We start from the raw sequence: 7,012 nt of genomic DNA, 5'->3' as shown, positions 1-7,012 counted from the left end.
GCACAACAAATAACAGATATAATCCTAAAAAAATAAGCTTAGATTACAATAACTCGGCCATTGTCTCAAATGATTATAAACAAGCCGCGATTATCATTTTTAATTTTAGTTCGAAACTAATCAGTGTTTTAACTCAGCCAGATGATAATATAAAGATCAACGTATTCTTTTCTGACGATAATAATAAAAAAATTGACAGTATTCAATTTAGCGGGAATAATGCACAAGCGCACTCATTATATAATAATCTTATGAGATTGGTTATACAGCAAAACTTTATTCTTGAGCAAGTGTTTTTGCAAAATGAACTTCATTCTGATAAAGACTTATTTAACCGGAGCAATTTTGTTATTGATTCGCTCATTTCTGAATTTGAAACATTAAAGAATAAAAAGCTGGCCGATAGTACGTTTTGTGCTATTGCACTGGTTGATATTAAAGCAACATTTCTGTCAACATTATTTCTGTGTTTCGATAACTTTTTGTACTATCAACAGCATAAAGCCTTTCCAAAAAATGCTATTGCTGCCGCAGTTATTAAATCAAACGAAAAATTATTGAACAAGCCTTCGTACAACGCATTGAGGAAGGCTTATTATTGCATATTTAACCCCCTTGATACAACATTAAAATACGCAACATTTGGTTTGGAATATTGTGATTACTACGCCGGCGATTTATATGAAAATATTGTTGTGCCCCAAACTGCCTACGATCAAAGATTCTATGCGCTTTCAAAAGGTGAAAAAAAGCTTGGCTATTTAAAAGGCGTTTTATTAGAGGCCCTTTGGAAAGATATCTTATATGCAAATTCCTATGTGTCAGAAAATATAGATAGTGTTTATCTGGGTTTTAGTTTATTCAAAAAATTATTTCCCCACTCACCTTATTTGCCTTTATTATCAGAGCGGTTTAAAAATTATCCGCATAAACCGGCCAACACAACTGCACAGGCTGTACAAATTGATTTTCTCAAAACTGAACAATATTCAACCTTAGATCAGCTCTTAAGCCAATTTAAAGGGGAATGGGTTTTTATTGATGTTTGGGCCACCTGGTGCGTTCCCTGCCTGCAGGAATTCGGCTTTGAGGACAATTTGTTACCGTTGTTGGATAAAAGAAAAATAAAGCCTGTCCTCATTTCCATAGATAATGATTTACAAAACGAACGCTGGAAGGAATTGGTCAGAAAAAAGAAATTGAAAGGAGTGCATATTCGTGCTTCGGAAAAGTTGTATGCAGACCTTCAAAATAAACTATATGAAAAAAAAGGGGTGGTTGCTATCCCTAAATACGTTTTAGTAAACCCTGCAGGTAAAATTGTAGATAAAGATTTACCAAGGCCAAGCGACATCAGCAACCTTGAAAGAAAGCTTAACGAACTAATAAGTGATTGATGCCTTTCCAATTATATCATCAGCTAAATAAAATGGATTGCGGCCCCACCTGCTTAAAAATGGTGGCGAAGCATTATGGCAAAAAAATTTCGCTTCAAACATTACGCAATGAAAGCCAATACAGCAAAGAAGGCGTTTCATTATTAGGTATAAGCGAAGCAGCAGAGAAATTAGGTTTTCGTGCACAGGGCGTAAAACTTACCTATCAGCAATTAAAAGAAGAAGCGCCAAAGCCTGCCATACTGCACTGGGATCAAAACCATTTTGTGGTAGTGCATCCCAAATCCTTTCTAAGGGGAAGGACTTTAAGAACACATATTGAAATTGCCGACCCTGCTGCCGGCATAATAGAATTAAGCGAACCGGAGTTTAAAACACACTGGCTTCAAACAAACACCGCCGAAGATGTTATGGGCATTGCCTTATTACTCGAGCCCACACCTGCCTTTTACAACCAGGAAGACGAACAGGAAACCAAAGTGGGCTGGAATGTTTTGCTTACTTACCTGAAGCAAAACAGAAAATTCATCATCCAGCTTTTTCTTGGCCTGCTCATAGGCAGTTTACTGCAATTAATTTTTCCTTTCTTAACCCAAAGCATTGTTGATACGGGAATCAATACGCATAACCTGCAGTTCATTTATATTATCCTTATTGCCCAATGCATGCTGTTTATAAGCAGGACTGTGGTGGAATTTATACGCAGCCGTATTTTACTCTACATCAGCACGAGAATAAACATTTCCTTGCTTTCTGATTTCTGGGCAAAGCTTATGCGCCTGCCCATATCTTTTTTTGACACCAAACAAACCGGCGACATCCTGCAACGCATAAACGATCAGCGCCGCATAGAAAGTTTTTTAACCGGCACGGCGCTATCCACCATGTTTTCCTTTATCAGCATCATTATATTTTCGGTTGTATTGCTCATATATAATATTGCAGTTTTCTTTGTTTTTGCCGTTGCCAGTATTTTATACATTTTATGGATACGCTTTTTTCTCAGGCACCGCCGCAACCTGGATTATAAACGCTTTGCTGTTGCTTCAAAAGAAAATTCAGCCACTATGCAGCTTATTTACGGCATGCAGGAAATAAAGCTGAACAATGCAGAAACTGCTTACCGCTGGCAATGGGAAAACCTGCAGGCGCGTTTGTTTAATCTTTCCTTTAAAAGCCTGTCCTTAAGCCAGTGGCAGCAGGCCGGCGCTGTGTTTATAAACGAAGGCAAAAATATATTCATCACTTTCCTGGTGGCCACGGCTGTGCTGAACGGGCAGTTAACCCTCGGCGCTATGCTGGCTATACAATACATCATCGGCCAGCTAAACAGCCCGGTGGAGCAACTGGTGAGCTTTGTGCAGCAGGCGCAGGATGCTAAAATTTCCCTGGAGAGATTGAATGAAATTTATGAGGTGGAGGATGAAGAAAAGCCCCTCTCTTTTGGAGGACTTGTCCCGACCATTCGGGAGGGGTTAGGGGTGAGGTCAAACAACGAAAGTGGAACAAACCTTAAATATATAAGCCCAGGATACTGGCGAAGCCAGTGCGGCAGCGTAATGCAGGATGGCTATATTTTTAATGATTCCATCGCCAAAAACATTGCAGTAACGGGTGATGTAATCAATTACGAAAAGCTGGTCCGCGCCTGCAAAACAGCCAATATACTGGAGTTTATAGAATCATTACCCCTGGGATTTAACACGAAAATAGGCGCGGAGGGCAATGGCATTAGTGCCGGGCAAAGGCAACGCATACTCATAGCAAGGGCAGTATATAAAGAGCCCCAATTTTTGTTTTTTGATGAAGCTACCAATGCGCTGGATGCCAATAATGAAAAAGCCATTATAGAAAACCTGCAGGCATTTTTTGAAGGGCGTACGGTGGTGGTGGTAGCACACCGTTTAAGCACGGTAAAACATGCGGATAATATAGTGGTGCTGCATGGAAGGTGAAGTTGCAGAACAGGGCACGCATGAAGAACTGAGCCGGAAAAAAGAACGGTATTATGAACTGGTAAAAAACCAGTTGGAACTGGGTGATTAGGAATTTGTAATTGGCAGGAAAAGTTGCCGGAACCGGTTCAAATAGCATACGCCTGTATTTCCTGTTATACATTAAAGAAAAGTTTAGTCAATAATGTTAAAATAAATTGTAAAACGCCAATGCCTACAATCCATATTATGGTTTCGGTTTTTGATTTATTGATGCGGTCAATAAGCTCTACTTTATCATTGCCTATTTTTTCATGTAGGTTATTCAGTTTTGCAAGTAATTCAATTTTATCATTATTCATTTTTTCAATAAGCTCTATCTTATCCGCTTTAGTAAGAAAAAGGCTGGTTTTATTGTCAATCTCGGTTCTTACTTCATTGGCAACAAACTCCACAAGCTCGGCTGCCGCATCATCGCCAAGTTTTTGTTTAAGCGCTTTATATAAAGATATTTCAGAAATGCTCACATTGTAAAAATAATACTTTATGCCAATAACCGTTTCACAAAACGGAACGCTGCTGCAATCCTCCCCTCCAAAGGAGGGGATAAGAGGGGAGGCCGGCGAAGCCGTGCAGGAATTTATTTCCCGCAAACCGGGCTTTTTAATTGAATACGGAACTATATTATTCCTATGCATACTTACTGTTATACTTACTGCCTGCTGGTTTATTCAATACCCGGATGTAATTACAGCCACCGCTAAACTAAAGTCCATTAACGCACCAAAGCCGGTTGTAAACAAGATGCAGGGCAAACTGGTAAGATTGCTTATAAAGGAAAATGATGAGGTTAAAGAAGATGAGGTTATTGGTTATATGGAGAGCGTTGGCAAGCCGGCAGAAGTGTTACAGCTCGAAGCTGCGCTTGATACGATAGGCAGTTTTGTAATCGCCGGCAAAAGCAGTTTATTGCCTGCCTATATAGCAGGCCTTGAATTTAAAAACCTTGGCGAACTGCAGCAGCCTTACCAGGTTTTTATGCAGGCTTATATTGCTTACAAGGATTACATAAGCAACGGGTTTTATGAAAGGAAAAAAACTATGCTTTCAAACGACCTGAACGATCTCGCAAGATTGCATGCTAACCTTAGTAACCAGAAATACATACAGCAGCAGGACGAAACACTTGCTGTTAAGACATATCAAATGAACGAGAAGCTTTTGAAGGAAAAAGTTATATCGCTTAAAGAGTTCAGGGATGAAAAAAGCAAGCTGCTAAATAAGTCTTTGTCTGTTCCGCAGGTTAATGCCGCTATCATTTCAAATGAGGCGCAACAGAATGATAAGAAAAAGGAAATACTTGAACTGGATAACCAGGCTGCGCAACAGCAAGCCGTCTTTATGCAGGCATTAAATACCCTTAAAAACGAAGTGGCTGATTGGAAAAGGAATTATTTGTTAATTGCCCCGGTTGCAGGAAAGGTTTCTTTTTCTGAATTTATACAGGAAAAGGAAGAACTGAAGACCAACCAAACCGTCTGCTATATAAATCCCGCAAACACGGCCAGTTATGCAGAAGTCTTTATACCGCAATCCAATTTTGGAAAGGCCAGAATTGGTGAAAAAGTATTACTTAAATTTCAGGCCTACCCTTTCGAGCAGTATGGCAGTGTGGAAGGTATTGTATCTTTCATTTCACCAGTCGCCACCGATAGCGGTTATGCAGCCAAAGTAGATTTACCCAAAGGGCTTACTACTAATTTTGGAAAAGAAATTCAATACAGGGATGGCCTGCTTTCTACAGCAGATATTATAACAGAAAACCTGCGGCTGCTGCAAAGGTTTTATTATGATATTTATAAACAGGTAAAACGATAAATTTGCGCATTGGCAATTTTGAGCTTGCTGGATGCGTTTCCGTTTTTTACACGTCATTCCCCCACGGCGGGGGAATCTGCTCTTATTTCAAAATAAGGTTAATGGTGATGGTCATGCACCTTCTTTTCAAACGCTTCCAAAGAAATAGGCTCTTCAGTTTTATTCGCCTTTTCTTCCAGCAGCTTAAACAGTTTTTCTGTCTGAAGCCGCATATACGTTTCCTCAACAAACTTTTTATCATTCAGCATGCGGTTGGCATATTCATCCAGCCAGGGCATATCGCCAAAACTTTGCCCCTGCATATAACTGGCTATCTGCCGTATGGCATAGTCTTTAATCTCATCGCGCTCAACTGTTATTGCGTTTTCATTAATTAGTTTGCTGCTGATCAATGTCCATTTAAGCTGGTTTAAAAACGAAGGCAATTCCTTTTCAGCTTCTTCCGGTGTTTTTGCTTTTTCAGAACCTGCTTCCAGCCAGCGTTTCAGGAAATTTTCCGGGAATTCAATTGGGGTATGGTCAACCAACTGGTGGTACAACTGGTCCTGGAACTGGTTGCTGCTTTGCGCATCATAGTATTTCTGTATATCGGCTTTTACCGCATTGCGGAATTCTTCTTCATTCGTTACATTTCCTTCGGGATAAATACCTTTAAAGAATTCTTCATTTAATTCGGCTTTTTCTACAAAACCAATTTTAGTAATGGTAAGGCTGAAGAATTTTTCAGCCGCCGCCGCATCAGCTTTATCCAAACCAAGGTCTTCCATTACAAAATCCCTTTCCTTGTCTTCAAAAGCTTTATTAAGCTGAATTAAAATAGTATCATCTTTCTTTTTGCCCATCAGTTGTTCGCGCACTTCCGGTGCAAAATATTTCACCAGCAGGGAATTATCTTTTTCAATGCCACCTTCAACCGCGTTGCCTTCCGCATCAGCCTCAGCAAATTTTACATTCAGCACATCTTCTTCATTACTTACAGTTTCAGGTTCCGTCATTTTTCCGTAACGGGAACGAAGACGGTTTACTTCATCTTCCACTACGCTGTCTTCCACTTGTATTTTATAGAAAGTACCTTTAAGCTCGCTGATATTGATATGGATATCCGGCTTCAGCCCAATTTCAAAAGCAAAGGCGTAATCGCCGGGATTATTCATGTCGAGCTGGCGGGAATCATTTTCAAAAGGCAGCGGCTGTGCAAAAATGTCGAGCTTTTCGCTGGTAACATAATTGTTCAGTTCTTTTTCAACCGTACGTAAAACTTCATCGGTAAAAACTGACTGGCCATACATTTTTTTTACCAGTCCTGCCGGTACCATGCCCTTTCTAAAGCCCGGGATATTGGCATTTTTTGCGTATGTTTTTAAGCTTTTTTCAAAGGAAGGCATATAATCTTCTTTTGAAAGGTTTACGGTAAGCTTATCGTTCAATAAGCCTATATTTTCTCTTGAAATTGTTGCCATTAGAGGAAGTTTATTGTCAAATTACTTTTTAAAAAAATACCCCTCGGCGGGGTAAAATTGTGCGGATGATAGGAATCGAACCTACATGCCTTGCGGCGCCAGATCCTAAGTCTGGTGCGTCTGCCAGTTTCGCCACATCCGCAAACGGGGCGCAAAAATAGGTAAATTGAATATAAAAAGAAAGCTTTTGCGCCGCAAAAGCTTTCTTTAAAGGCGTTTTAATATTTAACGTGAGTTCGGGATAAGCTTAGATTGTTATTTCAACCTCATCCCAACCCTTTTATTTCGTGCATATATATTTTTTAATTGCCTCAATGAATGCTTTGCATTTCCAAAGGAGAAG

General features: G+C 39.8%; 5 protein-coding genes and 1 tRNA gene. 3 read left to right on the top strand and 3 right to left on the bottom strand.

The features are described from left to right. Together QM629_RS17715 and QM629_RS17710 are read left to right on the top strand one after the other, a co-directional pair. A partial coding sequence (locus tag QM629_RS17715) for a TlpA family protein disulfide reductase (protein WP_415161230.1) occupies positions 1-1,397 on the top strand: 1,397 nt, incomplete at its 5' end. Beyond that, positions 1,397-3,352 carry a peptidase domain-containing ABC transporter gene (locus QM629_RS17710; protein ID WP_415161229.1) on the top strand — a complete coding sequence of 652 codons (1,956 nt, stop codon included), beginning with the start codon at positions 1,397-1,399 and terminating at the stop codon, positions 3,350-3,352. The genes QM629_RS17715 and QM629_RS17710, both read left to right, overlap by 1 nt. Positions 3,353-3,507: 155 nt before the next feature. On the opposite strand, the gene QM629_RS17705 is transcribed toward QM629_RS17710, so the two are convergent. Beyond that, positions 3,508-3,858, bottom strand: a complete 351-nt coding sequence (locus QM629_RS17705) for a hypothetical protein (RefSeq protein WP_415161228.1) — start codon at positions 3,856-3,858, stop codon at positions 3,508-3,510. Between the two features lie 19 nt (positions 3,859-3,877). Between QM629_RS17705 and QM629_RS17700 the strand changes: the two genes are divergently transcribed. Next, a complete protein-coding gene (locus QM629_RS17700; protein WP_415161227.1) occupies positions 3,878-5,209 on the top strand; it encodes an HlyD family secretion protein in 1,332 nt (443 codons plus the stop codon). A gap of 98 nt (positions 5,210-5,307) precedes the next feature. Here QM629_RS17700 and tig read toward each other — a convergent pair whose 3' ends face one another. Continuing rightward, complete coding sequence (tig, locus tag QM629_RS17695; protein WP_415161226.1) at positions 5,308-6,669, bottom strand: trigger factor; 1,362 nt, start codon at positions 6,667-6,669, stop codon at positions 5,308-5,310. A gap of 60 nt (positions 6,670-6,729) precedes the next feature. Continuing rightward, positions 6,730-6,811: transfer RNA gene (locus QM629_RS17690), tRNA-Leu, on the bottom strand. Positions 6,812-7,012: the final 201 nt, after the last annotated feature.

The sequence above is a fragment of the Parafilimonas sp. genome (genome assembly GCF_047606085.1).
In the GTDB taxonomy this organism is placed as follows: domain Bacteria; phylum Bacteroidota; class Bacteroidia; order Chitinophagales; family Chitinophagaceae; genus Parafilimonas.
The sequence above is the reverse complement of the archived record's forward strand: the minus strand, read 5'-3'. Positions and strand labels throughout refer to the sequence as shown.

Coding starts and splice junctions, on each gene's coding strand:
- QM629_RS17710 (WP_415161229.1), top strand. CDS start 1,397: ATGCCTTTCCAATTATATCATCAGCTAAATAAAATGGATTGCGGCCCC.
- QM629_RS17700 (WP_415161227.1), top strand. CDS start 3,878: ATGCCAATAACCGTTTCACAAAACGGAACGCTGCTGCAATCCTCCCCT.
- tig (WP_415161226.1), bottom strand. CDS start 6,669: ATGGCAACAATTTCAAGAGAAAATATAGGCTTATTGAACGATAAGCTT.